Origin of the sequence: Methylorubrum suomiense (assembly GCF_022179765.1) — a bacterium.
GTDB classification, from domain to species: domain Bacteria; phylum Pseudomonadota; class Alphaproteobacteria; order Rhizobiales; family Beijerinckiaceae; genus Methylobacterium; species Methylobacterium suomiense.
The window spans coordinates 43,780-57,986 of sequence record NZ_BPRE01000002.1; the positions used below are offsets into that span (position 1 = coordinate 43,780).

Annotated in this window: 15 protein-coding genes; 6 read left to right on the top strand and 9 right to left on the bottom strand. The window is 68.1% G+C overall.

Features of this window, described 5'->3' with window-relative positions; genetic code table 11:
• Both MFF26_RS03480 and MFF26_RS03485 read right to left on the bottom strand, forming a co-directional pair.
• A complete protein-coding gene (locus MFF26_RS03480) occupies window positions 1-741 on the bottom strand; it encodes a response regulator (RefSeq protein ID WP_137828555.1) in 741 nt (246 codons plus the stop codon).
• Complete coding sequence (locus MFF26_RS03485; RefSeq protein ID WP_238307465.1) at window positions 741-1,253, bottom strand: MarR family winged helix-turn-helix transcriptional regulator; 513 nt, start codon at window positions 1,251-1,253, stop codon at window positions 741-743. Before MFF26_RS03485 ends, MFF26_RS03480 begins: the two co-directional genes overlap by 1 nt.
• A 254-nt stretch (window positions 1,254-1,507) precedes the next feature.
• On the opposite strand from MFF26_RS03485, the gene MFF26_RS03490 reads away from it, so the two are divergent.
• The 3 genes from MFF26_RS03490 (at window position 1,508) to MFF26_RS03500 (ending at window position 3,258) form a co-directional block, all read left to right on the top strand.
• Window positions 1,508-2,395 (top strand): branched-chain amino acid aminotransferase, encoded by an 888-nt coding sequence (locus tag MFF26_RS03490; protein ID WP_137828557.1) that lies wholly within the window; start codon window positions 1,508-1,510, stop codon window positions 2,393-2,395.
• 110 nt (window positions 2,396-2,505) lie between these two features.
• On the top strand, window positions 2,506-2,751 hold the full coding sequence (locus tag MFF26_RS03495; RefSeq protein WP_137828558.1) for a DUF3072 domain-containing protein: 246 nt from the start codon (window positions 2,506-2,508) through the stop codon (window positions 2,749-2,751).
• 288 nt (window positions 2,752-3,039) lie between these two features.
• Window positions 3,040-3,258, top strand: a complete 219-nt coding sequence (locus MFF26_RS03500) for a Flp family type IVb pilin (protein WP_137828559.1) — start codon at window positions 3,040-3,042, stop codon at window positions 3,256-3,258.
• Window positions 3,259-3,270: 12 nt separating this feature from the next.
• Here MFF26_RS03500 and MFF26_RS03505 read toward each other — a convergent pair whose 3' ends face one another.
• From MFF26_RS03505 to MFF26_RS03515, 3 genes are all read right to left on the bottom strand, one after another.
• Window positions 3,271-4,071: a DUF937 domain-containing protein gene (locus MFF26_RS03505; RefSeq protein ID WP_238307466.1), complete on the bottom strand. Its 801-nt coding sequence runs from the start codon at window positions 4,069-4,071 to the stop codon at window positions 3,271-3,273.
• A 152-nt stretch (window positions 4,072-4,223) separates the two neighbouring features.
• The gene (locus MFF26_RS03510; protein WP_238307467.1) at window positions 4,224-5,675 is read right to left on the bottom strand and encodes an MATE family efflux transporter; all 1,452 of its coding nucleotides are present in this window, start codon (window positions 5,673-5,675) and stop codon (window positions 4,224-4,226) included.
• Complete coding sequence (locus tag MFF26_RS03515) at window positions 5,668-7,566, bottom strand: monovalent cation:proton antiporter-2 (CPA2) family protein (RefSeq protein ID WP_137828562.1); 1,899 nt, start codon at window positions 7,564-7,566, stop codon at window positions 5,668-5,670. The genes MFF26_RS03510 and MFF26_RS03515 overlap by 8 nt, the downstream gene beginning before the upstream one ends.
• Before the next feature lie 324 nt (window positions 7,567-7,890).
• Between MFF26_RS03515 and ispH the strand changes: the two genes are divergently transcribed.
• Entirely contained in the window at window positions 7,891-8,910 is a 1,020-nt protein-coding gene (ispH, locus tag MFF26_RS03520) for a 4-hydroxy-3-methylbut-2-enyl diphosphate reductase (RefSeq protein ID WP_137828563.1), read from the top strand.
• 89 nt (window positions 8,911-8,999) lie between these two features.
• Window positions 9,000-9,965, top strand: coding sequence for a homoserine kinase (gene thrB / locus MFF26_RS03525; RefSeq protein WP_137828564.1), 966 nt, complete (start codon window positions 9,000-9,002; stop codon window positions 9,963-9,965).
• A 52-nt stretch (window positions 9,966-10,017) separates the two neighbouring features.
• Here the strand turns inward: thrB and MFF26_RS03530 are convergent, their stop codons facing one another.
• A complete protein-coding gene (locus MFF26_RS03530) occupies window positions 10,018-10,500 on the bottom strand; it encodes a peroxiredoxin (RefSeq protein ID WP_137828565.1) in 483 nt (160 codons plus the stop codon).
• Window positions 10,501-10,655: 155 nt separating this feature from the next.
• On the opposite strand from MFF26_RS03530, the gene MFF26_RS03535 reads away from it, so the two are divergent.
• Window positions 10,656-11,264, top strand: coding sequence for a YqgE/AlgH family protein (locus MFF26_RS03535; protein WP_137828566.1), 609 nt, complete (start codon window positions 10,656-10,658; stop codon window positions 11,262-11,264).
• 150 nt (window positions 11,265-11,414) lie between these two features.
• On the opposite strand, the gene MFF26_RS03540 is transcribed toward MFF26_RS03535, so the two are convergent.
• From MFF26_RS03540 to cysT, 3 genes are read right to left on the bottom strand one after another with little or no spacing between them, the layout of a single operon-like run.
• Entirely contained in the window at window positions 11,415-12,458 is a 1,044-nt protein-coding gene (locus tag MFF26_RS03540; protein WP_137828598.1) for a sulfate/molybdate ABC transporter ATP-binding protein, read from the bottom strand.
• A 4-nt stretch (window positions 12,459-12,462) separates the two neighbouring features.
• Window positions 12,463-13,359 carry a sulfate ABC transporter permease subunit CysW gene (cysW, locus tag MFF26_RS03545; protein WP_137828567.1) on the bottom strand — a complete coding sequence of 299 codons (897 nt, stop codon included), beginning with the start codon at window positions 13,357-13,359 and terminating at the stop codon, window positions 12,463-12,465.
• Window positions 13,352-14,206, bottom strand: coding sequence for a sulfate ABC transporter permease subunit CysT (cysT, locus tag MFF26_RS03550; protein ID WP_137828568.1), 855 nt, complete (start codon window positions 14,204-14,206; stop codon window positions 13,352-13,354). Before cysT ends, cysW begins: the two co-directional genes overlap by 8 nt.
• Between the last annotated feature and the right edge of the window lies 1 nt (window position 14,207).

Sequence of the window (14,207 nt, forward strand, 5' to 3'; positions counted from 1 at the left end):
TCAATCGACGACGAGGCGGTAGCCGACGCCGCGCACCGTTTGGAGGAAGCTCGGATTGGCCGGGTCCGGCTCGATCTTGCGGCGCAGCCGGTTGATCTGAACGTCGAGGGTGCGCTCGGCGGCAAAGCCGCCATTGCCCGCGAGCGTCTCGCGATCGACGTTGCCGCCGCGGGCCTGGGATAGGATCGTCAGGATCTCGCGCTCGCGCTCGGCGATCCGCACGGTCTCGGAATCGCGCTTCAGCTCGCCGCGGTCGGGGCGAAAGGTGAAGGGGCCGAAGATCACCGCACCCTCGCCCTCCGGGCGCGGCTCGGGCGCCGCGGCATGGCGGCGGATGATGTTGTTGAGCCGCAGGATCAGTTCGCGCGGCTCGAACGGCTTGGGCAGGTAATCGTCAGCGCCGATCTCCAGGCCGGTCACCCGGTCATTGGGATTGGAACGCGCCGTCAGCATCAGGATCGGCACCCGCGAGGTCTCGCGGACGGAGCGCGCATAGTCGAAGCCGCTCTCGCCGGGCATCATCACGTCGAGGACGAGGGCGTCGAATACGAAGCATTGCGCCCGCGTCCGCGCCTCCGCCGCGCTCGCGGCAGCGGTGACGCGAAATCCCTGCTCCGACAGGAAGCGAGCGAGCAATTCGCGCAGGCGCCGGTCGTCATCGACGATCAGGATATGGGGGGCGTGATCGGGAAGCTCCGCCCGGGCTTTCGCAGCGGTCCCTTCGACGGGTGCGACCGACATCAGGCCCGCATCCCGGCGCGGCGCGCCATGAGGCGACGCACGGCGGGGCGGTCGCCCGGCTCGATCATCGCGAGCAGGAAGCCCTGGGCGGAGGCGATCCGGGCCTCCCGGCCGTTCCTACCTTCGGCCTCCGCCGGCTCCTCGATGGCGCGGGCGACGCGGCGCACCTGGACCCGGGTCAGATCGGCGGTGAGGCTGCGCCCCGTCGGCGTGCAGAACAACAGGCGCTGGCGCCGGTCGCTGGTGCCGGTGCGCTGCTCGACATAGCCTTGATCGATCAGGTCCTTGAGCACGCGGTTCAGGCTCTGCTTGGTGATCCGGAGGATGTCGAGCAGTTCGGCGATGGTGAGGCCCGGATAGCGATCGACGAAATGAAGGACCCGGTGATGGGCCCGCCCGAAACCGTATTCGGCCAGGATCCGATCGGGATCACCGACGAAATCGCGATAGGCGAAGAACAGGAGCTCGATCAAATCATCGCTGTCGCGGGCAGGGGCTGCCTCAATACGCATCTCCGCCTCGCGTACGGTTTCTGTGCCTCTCGTCATCACGCGGGTCACGTCGTCGAAGCCTTCCGTCGGAGCGCGGGGCGGACGGCCCGGGCCAGATAAGTCAGTGTTGTTGACATATCTCAGCCTCGTTGCTACCCGTCAACCCGCCCGGCACCCGTCACCCCCGCCGTATTCCTGCGGTCGTGCGCCGGTCCCAGCCTTGAATCATGCGACCTCGCGGCCCGCGCGCGGCCGCGCAGAGGAATGTTTCAGCGATGTCCGTCATCCCGTTCGACGAGCGCGAGGGCACGATCTGGTTCGATGGCGCCATGGTGCCGTGGCGCGAGGCGAAGATCCACGTGCTGAGTCACGGCCTCCATTACGGATCGGCGGTGTTCGAGGGTGAACGGGCCTATGGCGGGCGTATCTTCAAGAGCCGCGAGCATTCCGAGCGCCTGCGCCGCTCGGCTCAGCTTCTTGATTTCGAGATTCCCTACTCGGTCGATCAGATCGAGGCGGCCAAGGCCCAAGTGCTCGCCACGTCCGGCCTGCAGGACGCCTATCTTCGCCCCGTGGCATGGCGCGGCTCCGAAATGATGGGTGTGGCCGCGCAGAAGAACACGATCCATCTCGCCATCGCGGCCTGGGAATGGCCGAGCTATTTCGATCCGGCGACCAAGATGAAGGGCATTCGCCTCGATCTCGCCGATTACCGGCGGCCCGATCCCCGCACCGCGCCCTCGACCTCGAAGGCGGCGGGTCTCTACATGATCTGCACGATCTCGAAGCATCGGGCCGAGAACAAGGGCTATGCCGACGCGCTGATGCTCGACTGGGAGGACAACGTCGCCGAATGCACTGGCGCCAACGTGTTCTTCGTTCAGGACGGCGCGATCCACACGCCCCAGGCCGATCGCTTCCTGAATGGCATCACCCGCCAGACCGTGATCGAACTCGCCAAGCGCCGCGGCATCCGCGTGATCGAGCGCCGCATCCGGCCCGAGGAGATGACCGGCTTCACCGAGTGCTTCATCACCGGCTCGGCGGCGGAGGTGACTCCCGTTTCCGAGATCGGCCCTTACCGCTTCACGCCGGCCGAGCTGACCAAGACGCTGATGGACGATTACAGCGCCGAGGTGCAGCCCCGCGCAGCGGCCGCCTGATGATCCTGTGGAGGGCGCACGATGCTGCGCCCTCCCGCCGGAACCCTGCTCGAAGCCCTGCGTTTCCCCGACAGTCCCATGGAACATTCCATGAACAAGAAGGGTGTCGCATGACGCGCAAGACCGAAGAGACTCAGGCCGAGAATCCGAAGGTCGATCCGACCGACGAGTCCAACCGGATCAAGGATCCGGACGAATGGACCACCGGCGGCGAGCCGATGACGGGAGCTCAGGCGTCCTACCTCAAGACGCTGTCCGAGCAGGCCAAATCCCCGGAGGCGTTCGAGCCCGATCTCGGTAAGGCCGAAGCCTCGAAGCGCATTGACGCGCTGAGGCAGGAGACGGGAAAGGCGTGACCACCGCCTCCGTTTTGAGCGCCCGGTTCCTCTGACGCGCATCCGAGCATGGCGCTGTCATGACTTGGCAGAGTGCTGGATCGATCCTCGCGATGGCAGATACGAAACGTATCATGCCATCGCAAAGCCAGCGGTGAGGTTGCCGGAGGCTGTCCGGATCGTATGATTTGAATCGTTGCACCGAACCATTTTCAGAAGCGCCGCCGTGAGTTCAGCGGTCATCTTAAGTTCGTCGCAACGTTGACCCGATAGGCTGCCAAAACTGTCACGCCTTCGGACCGATTCGCCGTGCGTCTGATCTCGACCGAGCGCGCTGCTCTCCTTGCCGTCCGGCTGCGTGCCGGTGTCGCCCGGCTCGCGCGGGAGACCGATGGCGCGACGATGATCGAGTATTCCCTGCTCACCGCCGTCATGGCCGCCAGCGTGGTCACCTGCATGACCCTCTTCGGCAAGGCGATGGGCGACATGTTCGATTCGATCGTGAAATACTACACGCTCGCCCAGTAGCGACCTGCGGGCTCAGTTGCGCGCCCCTGGCTTGCGCCGGCCGGACGAGTTGGTGGGCGAGTTCGGTTTGGGCGCGGCCTCCGAGGCCGGTTTCGGCTGTGCGTCGCCCGGGGCGGCGGAGCCCTCTTTCGGACTCCAGAAGGCGTCGAAGACATCGCGCATGGCCTTGACGTTCTGCTCCTGGACCTCCGCACCGGTCTGCAACATCTGCGAAATCACCTCCATCGACGCTTTGGTGGCGTCCGTCTGCGAATTCACACTCGGTTTCGGCTCCTGGCGCAGCTGCGGGCGGGCTGGCGCTGGCCGGGGCGTCGGAGGCGTGGGTGCAGCTTGAGCCGAGGCTGCCGCGGTCAGCCCGTTCAGCCAATCGGCCCAGAGATTGCCGAAGTTCGGCGGGGTCTGCGCCGGCTCCGCCGCCGGGCTGGCGGGCGGGTTGAGAACGAGGTGGACGATCCCCGCCACGATCATCCCGGCCATCATCGGCAACATCTGACGCAAGGCCTGTGCGCCGACGCCGCTCGCGGTCGCGGCCTGTTGGATCACCGCTTGCGCCAGCATCGGTGAACCGAACATCCCCGACATCAGGTCCGGAGGTGTGGAGGGTCGGGATGCGGCGCCCGGCATACCGAGGCCGAACAGGGGACCGAACCCCATCGGATCCGCTCCCGCCTGGCTCTGGAGGCCGAGGGTCAGGGCGGGCATCAAGGCCTCCATGGCGCGCCGGGTCTGGTCCGGTGACAGCCCGAATTGCTGGCCGAACGCGCGCACGTTCGCATCGCTCTGGCCCTGGAGGATATCGAACATCGTGTACATGGTCGGGACGCCTCACGCCGCCTCGCGAAGAGGCCCGGCGGGCCGCATTCGCAGGGAAGTGTGTCGCATCGGATCGACCCTGACCAGCCGCCGACCGTTTTCCGTGTCGATTTCGGCTAGGAAAGCCCCTCTCGTGTGACCAAATCGGCCCGTTAGATCGGCATTCCGCTCGAGGGCGCGGGAGAAGAGCCTGCCGTATCGGGTGTCGATGCCTCTCTCGGTTTCGGCTCTCGTGCGGGCCTTTCACCGCGCTCCAGCCTTCGAACGGTCCGGAAGGCGAGGGCGAGGCCGGCGAGTCCGAAGGCGATGGAGCCGAGCCCGGTCCCGGCGATCACCCCTTTCGGCCCGTAATACGCGGCGCCCACGAGGGCGGGCGGCATCGTGCCGAGGGTCGCCCGACCCCAATTCAGCAGGGTCGAGACGAAGGGCGAGCCGAGATTGTTGAACGACGCATTCGCGAGGAACAGGAGCCCGTTGAAGAACCAGACCGGCCCGGCCACCAGGCAGAAGAAGCCGAACAGGTCGGCGGCGATCCCGGTCAGTTCGAAGGCGCGGGCCAGGGGCGCCCGGGCGAGCGCCAAGAGCAGCCAGACGAGAACGATGTAGAGGGCCGTCACCAGAGCGCCCTGCAGGAGCACGCCGCGCATCCGGTCGAACCGGCCGGCACCCCAGTTCTGGCCGAGGATCGGGCCGATCGAGCCCGACATGGCGAACAATCCGCAGAACGCGACCGGGGCCAAGCGGTCGATCACCACATTGCCGGCGATTGCCTCCGGGCCGAACCCGGACAGGGCATGGGCCACGAAGGCGCTGGCGACCGAGGGTGCGAGGTTGGTCAGCACGGCCGGCAGCGCGATGCGCACCACCTCCGGTAGGTCACCGAGGATCCCCGACAGGCGCGGCCGCTCCAGCAGGCGGTGGCGCCGCAAGGCGTTTGCGCCGATCGCCACGAAGGTGAGCCGCGCCACGCAGACGGCGATGGCCGCTCCGTCGACTCCGAGAGCGAGACCGAAGATCAGGGCCGGATCGAGGAAGACGGTGACGATGGCCCCACCGAGCGTGACCGACATCGCGTCCCGCGCCGCGCCGACGGCTCGCAGGAGGCCTGTCGCCAGCATGCCGGGGCCGAGCAGAAGGTTCGACGGGAGGCTGATCCAGAGATAGCGCTTGGCCACGTCCAGCGTGTGCCCCTCCGCGCCGATTGCCCGCAGCAGCGGATCGAGCACCGCGAGGAGACCCAGCACGAGGAGACCCGAGACGATCAGGACATGAACGTTGACCGAGGTCGCGATCCGCCGCGCGCCGGCCGGATCACCCCGACCGATCGCCCGCGAGACCAGGGCGCCTGCCGCGATCATCAGGCCGATATTGATCGCGATGGCGAAGAACTGGACGATCGAGGCGAAGCCGACGGCGGCGGTGAGTGACGGATCCCCGAGCTTCGACACGTAGAACAGCGAGAGGAGGTCGACGGCGAAGATCGCCATCAGGCCGACCGAGCCGGTGCCGCTCATCACGACGACGTGGCGCAGGATCGAGCCCGTGACGAAGCGCGCCGGGCTCCCGCTCCCGGCCGTCGTCGCCCCGGATGTCGCCTCAGGCATCCCGTTCGGAATCCTCGGGCTCCAGCACGCGGGTGGCCGCCTCGTGGCGCTTCGTCTCGATCAAGCCGCGGGTTTCGGCGGAAAGGGCCCGCGAGGGCCGTGTCGGGGCGGTGAGCGGCTCGGGCCGCACCTCGGGAGCGCCCCGCATCCAGCCGCTGCCGTCCGGCATGGCCCCGGCCTGCTGCAGCACGAGGCGCGCGACGTCGCGCTTGCGCACATCCTCGACCCGGCGCGCGGCGGCCTCCGCCGAGAGGCCGAGGCCTTCCAGCGTCGCACGGCCGAAGCCGAGGGCGGATTCGACGGTCTCGCGGAGTTGGAAATCGACGTCGCGGTTCATCAGCTCGATGGCGTGGGTGCGGTCGTAGGCACGCACATAGGTGCGGACGTCGGCGAATTCCTCGTGGACGATGTCGACGATCTTGAGCGCGGCCTCCGCGTCGTCGATGCAGATGCAGATCAGGTCCGCCTTGGCGAGGCCGGAGGCCCGCAACACGTCCAGGCGGGTGCCGTCGCCGTAATAGATGCGGAACCCGAAACTCGTCGCCGCCCGGATCTGCCCGACATCCTTGTCGATGACCGTGATGCTGATACCCTCCGCCAGCAGGACCTGTGCGAGGATCTGACCGAACCGGCCGAAACCGACGACGAGGACCCGGGTCTCTCCCGATTCCGCGACATCGCCGACATCCGTCGGCGGTACGGCCTCGCCCGAACGGCGGGCGAAGGCCGCGTCGAGGCCCTTGGCGATGATCGGCCCGACCAGCATCGTCAGCGCCGCCAGCGCCACGCAGAAGCGAGGGACGTCGCCTTCGAGGATGCGCAGATCCGCGGCCGCCGGAAGGATCACGAAGGCGAACTCGCCCGCCGGGGCTAGAACGGCCGCACCGCGCACGGCGTCGAGCCAGGGCGAGCCGAACAGCCGGAACAGGCCCGCCACCAGCACGACCTTGACCGCGATGGCGGCCAGGGTCGCCGCGATCAGCGCCACCCAATGGTTGGCCAGCAGCCCGCCATCGATCGACATGCCGACGCTCATGAAGAACAGGCCGAGCAGCATGCCGCGGAACGGCTCGATATCGGCCTCGAGCTGATGGCGGAAATTCGATTCGGCGAGCATCACGCCGGCCAGGAACGCCCCCATCGCCATGGAGAGGCCGGCCTTCTCCATCACCATGGCGGTGCCGAGCACGACGAGGAGGGCCGCCGCCGTCATCACCTCGCGACCACCGGCGGCGGCCAGAAGCCGGAAGAACGGGTTGAGGCCGTAGCGGCCGACGACCACCACGCCCGCGACCGCGGCGGCGGCCCGCGCCGTCGAGCGCAGGCCCTCGTCGAGCCACCCGTCCTTCGGCGTCGCGCCGGCCGAGGCGAGAAGCGGCAGCAGGGCGAGGATCGCCACCACCGAGATGTCCTGCAACAGCAGCACCGCGAAGGATCGGCCGCCATAGGCGCTGCCGAGATCGCCCCGCTCCTCGAGGAGCTGCAGCGCCACCGCCGTCGCCGAGAGCGCCAGCGCGATGCCGACCACGGTCGCCGCGGCGGGCGTCAGGCCGAAGGCGAGGCCGGCGCCCGCCAGCGCCAGAGAACACAGAGCGAGCTGCGCGGTGCCGAGGCCGAAGATATCGCGGCGCATCGAGACGAGGCGGGAGATTTCCAGCTCCAACCCGACGATGAACAGCAGCAGCACGACGCCGATCTCGGCGACGCTCGCCGCGGTTTCCGGCTCGGCAATCAGCGAGAGCCCGGCCGGGCCGATCACGACTCCGGCGACGAGGTAGCCCAGCACCGCGCTCTGCCCGAGCAGACGCACGATCGGCACGCCGATCACCGCCGCCGACAGGAAGGTCAGGACCGGCGGCAGGAAGCTGGCATGGGTCGCGGCACTCGCCATGGACGCCTGGGATCAAATCCTTGGATCGAAGCCTTGGATCGCTTCGCGGGGACCGGGAAGATCCTTCCCCTTATCCCGCGAGGACCATTGTCGCGAGGCCGATTCGCGTGTCGTTCGTCACACGCCGCCTCATACCGGGCCCGCCCGAGGACCTTTTCGGCCCGGGACGCGTCCTGGGGCGATCAGCTGTTTTCCGGGTGGGGCTCACGCCGGGAGCCGGATGTGTTATGGGGTTTGCAACGGACAGGCCTTCTCATCCTGTCGCGGCTTTCGGGCTGGCCGCTGTTGACAGACCCTGCCACCCCTCTCCACATCCGCGAGATCATGAGCGCCGATACCATCAACCTCACCGCCGACCCCAACCGGGTCCCGCATCCGGCCGTGACGGGGGAGAAGCCACCCCTGGAGATCCTGCTCTGCGCACCGCGCGGCTTCTGCGCCGGCGTGGTACGGGCCATCGACGTGGTGGAGCGGGCGCTCGCGCTCTACGGGGCGCCGGTCTATGTCCGGCACGAGATCGTCCACAACAAATACGTGGTCGAAACGCTCAAGCGGAAGGGCGCGGTGTTCGTCCGCGAATTGGACGAGGTGCCCGATAGCGGCGCACCGGTCATCTTCTCGGCCCACGGCGTCGCCAAGACGGTGCCGCAGAACGCCGTCTCGCGCGGTCTCACCACCATCGACGCGACCTGCCCGCTGGTCACCAAGGTCCACCGCGAGGCCGAGATCCATCACAAGCGTGGGCGCCACGTGCTCCTGGTCGGCCATTCGGGCCATCCGGAAGTGGTGGGCACCATGGGCCAGCTGCCGAAGGGCTCGATCACCCTGGTCGAGGACATCGAGCAGATCGACGCCCTGAACCCCCCGCCCGAGCAGGCCCTCGCCTGGGTGACGCAGACGACCCTGTCGATCGACGACACCAAGCACATCGTCGAGGCGCTCAAGGCCAAGTTCCCGGGCATCCACGGTCCCCACAAGGACGACATCTGCTATGCCACCACCAACCGCCAGGAAGCGGTGAAGGAGGTCGCGCCGCGGGTCGATGCCCTGATCGTGGTCGGCTCGTCCAATTCCTCGAACTCGCAGCGTCTCCGCGAAGTCGCCGAGCGCGCCGGATGCCCGATCACCCGTCTCGTCCTGCGGGCCGAGGAAATCGATTGGGACGCCTTCAAGGATGTGCGCCGCCTCGGCCTCACCGCGGGCGCCTCGGCCCCCGAGGTGCTGGTGGAAGAGATCATCGACGCCTTTGCCGCCCGCTTCGACGTGACGGTGGATCAGGTCTCGGTGACGATCGAGGACATGTCCTTCCCGCTGCCGCGCGAGCTGCGCAGCGAGGCGGCGTAGTCGTCCTCTCGCTGTCTGCCGGGGCATCCGGCAACGACCCAGGGGCGCCCACGGCGCCCCTTTCCTTTGTGTGAACGGGCAAGCGATCCGTGGCGGTCTACACCGACGTTTCCGACGAGGCGCTGCGCGCCTTCCTCGCCGACTACGAGATCGGCGATCTGCTCGCGTGCAAGGGCATCGCGGAGGGCGTCGAGAACTCGAACTTCTTTCTCCACACGGAGGCCGGCAACTTCATCCTGACCCTCTACGAGAAGCGGGTGCGGGAAGAGGATCTTCCGTTCTTCATCAACCTGATGGGGCATCTTGCCCGGGCCGGGCTCGCCTGCCCGCAACCGGTACGCAACCGGTCGGGGACGGCGTTGGGGCGCCTCTGCGGCCGACCCGCCGCCATCGTGACCTTCCTCGACGGCGTCTCGCTCAGTCGCCCGAACGCGGAGCATTGCCGCGCGCTCGGCGCCGCCCTCGCCGGGCTCCACCAAGCCGGCCGCGACTTCTCCATGCGCCGTGAGAACAACCTCTCGGTCGGGGCATGGCGCCCATTGTTCCTGCAGGCGGAGGGCCAGGCTGATACGGTGGCGCCCGGCCTCGCCGCACGGACGCGGGCCGATCTCGACGTGCTCGAAGCCTCCTGGCCGGAGGGGCTGCCGTCCGGCGTGATCCACGCCGACCTGTTCACCGACAACGTGTTCTTCATCGGCGACGAGGTGTCGGGACTCATCGACTTCTATTTCGCCTGCACCGACGCCTTCGCTTACGATCTCGCCATCAGCCTCAACGCATGGTGCTTCGACGCGGACGGCACCTTCCACCGCGACAAGGCGGGGGCCATGATCGCCGGCTACGATGCCGTGCGGAGGCTGGAGCCGGCCGAGGTCGCGGCGCTTCCGATGCTGGCGCGGGGCGCGGCGATGCGCTTCATGCTGACCCGGCTGGTCGATTGGCTCAACGTACCGCCGGGCGCCCTGGTGCAGCCGAAGGATCCGCTCGAGTACGACCGGCGGCTGGCGTTCCATCGCCGCGCGAGCGATGCGCGGGATTACGGGTGGGTGGGATAGCGCCCGCGCTCTTCCCCTCTCCCGTGGGGGAGAGGGGCCGCGATCGGCTCGTTCAGATGACCTTGAGCAGCGCTTCCGCGCCGGAAATCTCCGCCTTCGACGGCGTATCCTCGACATTCAGCACCCGCACGACGCCGTCGTCCACCAGCATGGCGTAGCGCTGCGAGCGCGTACCGAGGCCGAAGCCCGTGCCGTCCATCTCGAGGCCGGTCGCCTTGGCGAACTCGGCATTGCCGTCGGCCAAGAACTCGATGCCCTCGGCGCCGCTCTGCTGCTGCCACGCGTTCAGCACGAACACATCGTTGACCGAGGTGACCGCGATGGCGTCGATGCCGCGCGACAGGATCGCGTCGCGGTTGGCGACGTAGCCCGGCAGGTGATTGCGATGGCAGGCGGGGGTGAAGGCGCCGGGAACGCCGATCAGGACGACGCGGCGGCCCTTGAACAGGTCGTCGGTGGTCTTGGCTTGCGGGCCGTCGGGGCCGTTCACCCGGAAGGTGACCTGGGGCAGGTGATCGCCGACCTGAATCGTCATCCGTGCTCTCCTCGCATCCTGTCGGGCAGGATTTCCACTTGTGCCCAGCCAGCGTTAGACGGGGGCCGGGTCCCTGTCGAGGCGCCGGGGCGGATCACGATCAAGAGCCTGTTTGCCTTATGGATCAACGGCCGCGAGCGGATTAGCATGGGGCCATGCAGAGCCCCGCATCCTCCCTCAAAGATCCGGCTTATCTCGACGGCCAGTTCCTGGTCGCCATGCCCGGCATTGGCGACGAGCGCTTCGCCCGCTCCGTGATCTATCTCTGTGCCCACTCGGCGGACGGGGCGATGGGCATCATCGTCAACAAGCCGGTGGCCGATCTCAGCATGCCGGATCTGCTGATCCAGCTCGACATCGCCAGCGAGTCCGACGCGATCCGCCTGCGCGAGCGGGTCGGGCATATGCCGGTTCTGATGGGCGGGCCGGTCGATGCCAAGCGGGGCTTTGTCCTGCACACCGCCGACTTCCACATCGACCAGTCGACCCTCCAGATCGACGAGGGGGTGTGCCTGACCGCGACGGTGGAGATCCTCCGCGCCATCGCCGACGGGCGCGGCCCCTCCAACGCCGTCCTGGCGCTCGGCTATGCCGGCTGGCAGGCGGGCCAGCTCGAGAACGAGATCCTGGCGAATGGCTGGCTCAATTGCCCGGCCGACCCGGACCTGATCTTCGGAGCCGGCCTCGGCACCAAATACGATCAAGCCCTGCGCGGCATCGGGATCGATCCGCTGATGCTGTCGGCGGATGCCGGGCGCGCGTGAGACGGGCCTCTCCCCGCCCACATCCTCATCCTGACGTGCGGAGCGAAGCCTCGAAGGAGGGCTCCGGGGATCGCGCGGCTGGCTGGAGCCCTCCTTCGAGGCTGCTTCGCAGCACCTCAGAATGAGGGGATAGGGGGCGGGTGCGTCCGGCTACGGGAACACCCAACCTCCGACGATCCGCAGCCCGACCTCGCGGCCCTGAGCGAGCCGGGCGGTGTCGGAGGCTTCGACCACGACGGTCTTGGCGCCCTCCCGGTCGACTTCGATGCGTTGCCGACCCTGCGTCCGGTAGGAGGACCGCACGGTGCCGTGGAGATGGGCCGTATCGGCCTCGGCGAATTGGAGCTGCCAGGGCCGGGCATAGAGCTTGACCGGACCGGACAGGCCCTGCGGGGCCGTGAGCGGCGTGGGGCGACCCTGAACCAGTACCTGCCCGTTCTGCGCGATCGCCTCGACCTCGATCGTGTCGCCGAGGAACTTCAGCACCGTCGGGGAGACCGGGCGCTCCTGCACCTCGTCGGGCGTACCGACCTGCTCCAGTCGGCCACGATCGAGCACCGCCACGCGGTCGGACAGCTCCAGCGCCTCATCCTGATCGTGCGTGACGAAGATCGTGGTCTGGCCGGTCCGGTCGTGGATCTCCCGCAGCCAGCGGCGCAGGTCCTTGCGCACCTGGGCGTCGAGGGCGCCGAACGGCTCGTCGAGGAGCAACACCCGCGGCTCGACGGCGAGCGCGCGGGCCAGGGCGATGCGCTGACGCTGGCCGCCGGAAAGCTGCGACGGATAGCGGTCGGCGAAGCCCGACAGCTTGATCAGGTCGAGGAGATTGCCGACCCGGCGCTTGATCTCGGCCTTCTCGGGACGCTCGGAGCGGCGCCGGGCATTGAGGCCGTAGGCGATGTTCTGCGCCACCGTCATGTGCTTGAACAGGGCGTAGTGTTGGAACACGAAGCCGACCGCGCGCTGCTGCACCGGTACGCGCGTGGCGTCGTCGCCGCCGAAGATGATCCGGCCGCGATCGGGGAAGTCGAGCCCGGCGATGATGCGCAGGAGCGTCGTCTTGCCGGAGCCCGAGGGGCCCAGCAGCGCCAGCAATTCGCCCGCCCGGACGTCCAGGTTGAAATCGTGCAGGACCGCCGCCGTCTCGAAGGTCTTCGACAGATCCTCGATGCGGATCGCGGTGGCCTGGCCGATCCGATCAGTGACGCCGTGTGCCCGCCGCGATGTCGTCGGCGTAGCGCCACTCGAGGAGGGATTTGATGACGAGGGTGACAAGAGCGAGGCCGGCAAGGAGGGAGGCGACGGCGAAAGAGGCAACGAAGTTGTACTCATTGTAGAGGATCTCCACGTGCAGCGGCAGCGTGTTGGTGAGGCCCCGGATGTGGCCGGACACCACCGAGACCGCGCCGAACTCGCCCATCGCCCGGGCATTGCAGAGCAGGACCGCGTAGAGCAGGCCCCAACGGATATTCGGCAGCGTCACCGTCCGGAAGGCGTGCCAGCCGGAGGCTCCGAGCGTCAGCGCGGCTTCCTCCTCGGTGGTTCCCTGTTCCTGCATCAGCGGGATCAACTGACGCGCGACGAAGGGGAAAGTAACGAAGACCGTCGCCAACACGATGCCCGGCACCGCGAAGATGATCTGGATGTCGTGTTCGAGCAGCACCGGCCCGAACAGCCCGCGCGAGCCGAATACCAGCACGTAGATCAGGCCCGACACGACGGGCGAGACCGAGAACGGCAGGTCGATCAGGGTCACGAGCAGGTTCTTGCCGCGGAACTCGAACTTGGCGATGGCCCAGGCCGCAGCCACGCCGAAGACGAGGTTGAACGGCACCGCGATGGCCGCCACCGTCAGCGTCAGGCGGATCGCCGATTGCGCGTCCGGCTCCGTGAAGGCGGCGAGATACGCGCCCCAGCCCTTCGCCAGCGCCTGCGCGAACACCGTGATCAGCGGCAGAACGAGGAACAGCGCGAGGAAGGTCAGGGCAACCGCGATCAGCAGCCAGCGGATCCAGGGACGCTCGGTCACCACGCTCTGGGCCGGACGGATGGTGCCGTCCGGTGAATCGGGGAGGGAGGCGACGGCGTCAGACATAGCCGAATCTCCGCCGGCTCCAGGCCTGGATCAGGTTGATGGCGAGCAGGGTCACGAAGGAGATCGCCAGCATGATCACCGCGATGGCGCTGGCCCCCTCGTAGTCGAACTCGGAGAGTTTGATGACGATCAGCAGCGGGGCGATCTCGGAGACGTAGGGCAGGTTGCCCGCGATGAAGATAATCGAGCCGTACTCGCCGACCCCCCGGGCGAAGGCGAGGGCGAAGCCCGTCAGCACCGCCGGAATGAGCGGCGGCAGCACGACCCGGGTGAGGGTCGCGATCCGCGAAGCGCCCAGGATCGCGCTCGCCTCTTCGACTTCCTTGTCGATCTCGGCGATGAGCGGCTGCACCGTGCGCACGGCGAAGGGCAGGCCGATGAACACCATCGCGATGAAGATGCCGACCGGCGTGTAGGCCGCCTCGATGCCGATCTTGGCAAGCTGCGAGCCCACCGCCCCGTTGGGGGCGTAGAGCGAGGCTAGCGCGATGCCGGCGACCGCCGTCGGCAGGGCGAAGGGGAGATCGACGACGGCGTCGGCGAGCTTGCGGCCCGGAAAATCGTAGCGCGTCAGCACCCAGGCGACGATGCCGCCGAAGATCGAGGCGGTGAGCGCGGCGAGCAGCGACACGCCGAAGCTGACGCGCAGGGCGCTCGCCACCCGCGGATCGGTGGCGACCGCCCAGATGCCCGCCGGTCCGAGCCCCGCAGCCTTGGCGACCAGGGTGGCGAGCGGCAGCAGCACGATCACCCCGAGGCAGGTGAGCGTGTAGCCGAGCGTGAGCCCGAAGCCGGGAATCACGGTCCGCTGTCGGAATCGCCGCTTTGGACGGGGAGCCTCGCTCATG